The sequence below is a fragment of the Promicromonospora sp. NPDC060204 genome (assembly GCF_042728455.1).
Lineage (GTDB): Bacteria > Actinomycetota > Actinomycetes > Actinomycetales > Cellulomonadaceae > Promicromonospora.
Genome location: NZ_JBHWZO010000394.1, coordinates 1 through 3,804, shown reverse-complemented (window position 1 = coordinate 3,804; position 3,804 = coordinate 1). Strand labels below are relative to the sequence as shown.

Annotated in this window: 4 protein-coding genes; 2 read left to right on the top strand and 2 right to left on the bottom strand. The window is 74.7% G+C overall.

Features of this window, described 5'->3' with window-relative positions; translation table 11 throughout:
- Nucleotides 1-38 precede the first annotated feature (38 nt).
- Nucleotides 39-599 carry a hypothetical protein gene (locus ACFWEJ_RS27865; RefSeq protein ID WP_377232411.1) on the bottom strand — a complete coding sequence of 187 codons (561 nt, stop codon included), beginning with the start codon at nt 597-599 and terminating at the stop codon, nt 39-41.
- Nucleotides 600-696: 97 nt separating this feature from the next.
- Entirely contained in the window at nt 697-1,686 is a 990-nt protein-coding gene (locus ACFWEJ_RS27860) for a helix-turn-helix transcriptional regulator (RefSeq protein ID WP_377232410.1), read from the bottom strand.
- A 114-nt stretch (nt 1,687-1,800) separates the two neighbouring features.
- On the opposite strand from ACFWEJ_RS27860, the gene ACFWEJ_RS27855 reads away from it, so the two are divergent.
- Together ACFWEJ_RS27855 and ACFWEJ_RS27850 are read left to right on the top strand one after the other, a co-directional pair.
- Nucleotides 1,801-2,925, top strand: a complete 1,125-nt coding sequence (locus tag ACFWEJ_RS27855; protein WP_377232409.1) for an ATP-binding cassette domain-containing protein — start codon at nt 1,801-1,803, stop codon at nt 2,923-2,925.
- Nucleotides 2,922-3,740, top strand: a complete 819-nt coding sequence (locus ACFWEJ_RS27850; protein ID WP_377232408.1) for an ABC transporter permease — start codon at nt 2,922-2,924, stop codon at nt 3,738-3,740. The genes ACFWEJ_RS27855 and ACFWEJ_RS27850 overlap by 4 nt, the downstream gene beginning before the upstream one ends.
- Nucleotides 3,741-3,804 lie beyond the last annotated feature (64 nt).

The following is a 3,804-nucleotide window of genomic DNA, read 5'->3' as shown; positions in this document are numbered from 1 at the left end:
ACCTGGGCCTCAAAGGGGATGGCCGACGGCGGCGAGGGTCAGCTGCCGACGGCGGCCGTCAGGCGGTCGATGAAGTCCTGCTCCCCCGGGCTGACCTTGACCCGCTTGCTGAAGAAGCCGCCCACCTTGGAGCCCGAGGCCTCCGCGACCTGCTCTGCGATCCGCAGGATCCACTCGCCGTAGGCGACGGCGTCCTTCTCGTCGCCGCGGGCACGCAGGAGCGCGATCGCGGCGCCGGTCAGCTCGACCGCGCGGGCGGTCTCGCCCTCCGGGTCCGGGCGCGCGCCCTCGGTGGCCGCGCGCTCCGTGGCGGCGGCAGCGGCCGCCACCCCGACCTGCGAGGCGGGGTTGGCCGCCGCCTCGGCCTCGGCCGCGTCCTGCTCCTTGAGCCGGTCGCGCATGCCGATCGCCACCGACCGGACGAAGTCGTTCTCGTGCTCCTGGGCCTCGCGGAACACCTTGGCGCCCGAGGTCATCTCCTTGAGGAACTGGAACGCTCCCGGGCGGCCGTCGGCGAGGGTCGCGCCCTTCAGCACGGCTCCCGGGGCGTCCAGGATCGGGGCGAGCTCGTCGGCGGTGAAGTCGGCCAGGTTCGTCATGCGCACGCTCTCTGTCGGGGTCGTGAATACGGGGAACGCCTCAACCTACTGTGCGGTTCCCCCGCGGTGCGCCCCTTCCCGCAGGTCAGGCGGCACCTCAGTCCCGCACCGCCGCCGTGTACCGGTCCGCCAGCTCCCGGGTCGCCGCCACGAGCTCGGGCGGACCCACCACCTCGAACGGCACGTCGTAGACGCTGAGCCGTCCGGCCAGCCCGGCCCAGGACCACGAGCCGAGCACCACGCGGCACCGGGGCTCGCCGTCGACGTCGGGCAGCGGCTCGCACAGCCCGTTCGCACCCACCCAGGGCGCGAGATCGGCGGCCCGCGCGTGCAGCACCGCCTCGCCCCGTACCGGCGAGCGGGAGCCGTTGATCCGGGAGCCCACGAAGGCGGCGACGTCGCCGCCGGGCACCTCCCGCGCGACGAACCGCGGGCCGGTGCCCGAGCGCAGCGTGACCCGGTCCACCCGGAACATCCGCCAGTCGTCCCGGTCGAGGTCGAACGCGACCAGGTACCAGCGCCCCTCGGAGGTGACCAGGTGGTGGGGCTCGGCCCGGCGCGGCGGCCGGAACACGGCGTCGCCCTCCCCGACGGGGGCCATGGTGCCGCCCGCGTAGTCGAACCGGACGACCTCGCGGGCCTGGCAGGCCGAGCCGAGCGCCAGCAGCAGGTCCGGGTCCACCGTTGGTTGCTCGGGCCCGAGACGACGCCGCACGGTGGTCACCTCGAGCGCGTCCAGCCGCGCCCGGAGTCGGGCCGGCATGACCTGGCGGATGGTCGCCAGCGCCCGCAGCGCCCCCTCCTCGGCCCCGGGGATGGCTCCGGTGCGCAGCGCGACGGCGACGGCGACCGCCTGCTCGTCGTCGAACAGCAGCGGGGGCAGCTCGGCCCCGGCGTCGAGGCGGTAGCCGCCGTCGGGCCCCTTGGTGGCGGTGACGGGATACCCGAGCTCGCGCAGCCGGTCGACGTCGCGCCGCACCGTGCGGGGACTGACGTCCAGCCGCTCGGCGAGGAGCGCGCCGGGCCAGTCGCGGCGGGCCTGGAGCAGCGACAGGAGGGCGAGGAGGCGTCCGGAGGTCTCGAGCACGAATCCAGGATCGCACGAGGTAGAGGCCAGGAGCTGACCTCTACCTCGGGAAGGCTGAGGGGGTACCGCAGAGCAGGAACCGACCGAACGCACGGACCGCAAGAAGGAGACATCGTGATCCGCACCCGAGCACTCACCAAGGACTTCGTGGTGAGCCGCACCCGCACCGTCCACGCCGTGCGTGGCATCTCGCTCGACGTCGAGCCGGGCGAGCTGGTGGCCGTGCTCGGCCCCAACGGAGCCGGCAAGACCACGACGCTGCGCATGCTGACCACCCTCATCCAGCCGACGTCCGGCACCGCCGAGGTGGCCGGGTACGACGTCGCCGACCGCCCCGACCGGGTGCGCGCGGCCATCGGCTACGTGGGCCAGGGCGGTGCCGGCGGCGCCGCCCAGCACGTCCGCGACGAGCTCGTCACCCAGGGCGAGATCTACGGCCTGGACCGCCGCACCGCCCGGACCCGCGCCGCCGAGCTGCTGGAGGCCCTGGACCTGACCGAGCAGGCCGACCGCAAGGTCGAGAGCCTCTCGGGCGGGCAGAAGCGCCGCCTGGACGTGGCCGTCGGGCTGGTCCACGCGCCGTCGCTGCTGTTCCTCGACGAGCCGTCGACCGGGCTGGACCCGCACAACCGCGCCAACCTCTGGGAGCACATCCTGCGGATGCGCACCGCGGCCGCCGAGCCGATGACCATCGTGCTGACCACCCACTACCTCGACGAGGCGGACACGTTCGCCGAGCGCGTCATCGTCGTGGACCACGGGCAGGTCATCGCCGACGACACCGCCGACGCCCTGAAGGCCGAGCTCGCGGGCGACCTGGTCACCCTGCGGGTCCCCGCCGGGCAGACGGCGGCCCTCGCGGCGATCGCCGAGCGTGCGCCCGGCACCCGGTCGGTCCGCGTGTCCGACGGTTCGGTCCCCGCGGGCGACGCCGCGGTGCGCGCCCAGGCCGCCGGGCGGGCGGACGGCGTCGAGCAGACCGTCGAGATCCGCACCGCCGACGGGCCCGGCGCCACGCCGGGGCTGCTGCGCGCCGCCGACGCGGCCGGCGTCGAGGTGCGGCGCATCGACGTCGCGCGGCCCACGCTCGACGACGTCTTCCTCGGCCTCACCGGCCGCAGCCTGCGGGAGACCGGCGTCGACGGCGCCGCGTCCGAGCCGGACGAGACCGCCGGCACCGGCACCCCCGCCACCTCCACGACCGCCTCCGCGACGACCAAGAAGGAGGTCCCGGCATGAGCGCCGCGACCCTGACCCCCGCCCCGCAGACCGCCGCCGAGCGACCCCTCGCGCGCCGCAGCTTCGTGCGCGACACCCGGATCGTGCTCCTGCGGGAGCTGCGCCCGGTGGCCCGCGATCCGTTCTCGATCCTGTTCGGGCTCATCCAGCCGCTCGTGTTCCTCGGGCTGTTCGGTCCGCTGCTTGTCGGCTCGGCGGGCGCGACCCTCGGCACCGACGTCTGGCTCTGGTTCGTGCCCGCCGTGCTGGCGATGACCACGCTGTTCGGCAGCTCGGTGACCGGCTCCAACCTGCAGCTCGACATCTCCTCCGGGGTGCACGAGCGGATGCTCGTGACCCCGCTGTCCCGGCCGGCGCAGCTCGTGGGCCGCGCCCTGAAGGAGATGGTGCCGGTCCTGGCCCAGTCCGCGGTGGTGCTGCTCGTCATGCTGCCGTTCGGCCTGCGCCCGGACCCGCTCGGCGCGGTGCTCACGCTGCTGCAGCTCGCCGTGCTCGGCATCGGAGTCGGCGCCCTGTCGTACTCGCTGGCGCTCGCGGTGCGCAAGCAGGAGTGGATGTTCTGGGTGGTGCAGCAGACCGTGCTGTTCCCGGTGATGCTGCTCTCGGGCATGCTGCTGCCGCTGGAGACCGGGCCGGCGTGGATGCGCGCCCTCTCCACGGTCAACCCGCTGCGCTACGTCGTCGAATCGGGCCGCGCCGCCTTCGCGGGCGACGTGGCGTCCTCCGCCGTCGCGTGGGGCTGGGTGGCGGCACTGGCCACGGCCGCCGTCGGGCTGACGGTGGGCGTCCGGGCGATGGTCCGCTCGGCGGACTGACCGCCGTCGCGCCGGACTGCGCACTCCCCTTCGAGGCCCGGGTTTCTTCGCTTTGACGTACGTC

Bases quoted from the DNA above. Each gene is read 5' to 3' on its own strand.
- ACFWEJ_RS27865 (WP_377232411.1), bottom strand. From the start codon at position 599: ATGACGAACCTGGCCGACTTCACCGCCGACGAGCTCGCCCCGATCCTG.
- ACFWEJ_RS27850 (WP_377232408.1), top strand. From the start codon at position 2,922: ATGAGCGCCGCGACCCTGACCCCCGCCCCGCAGACCGCCGCCGAGCGA.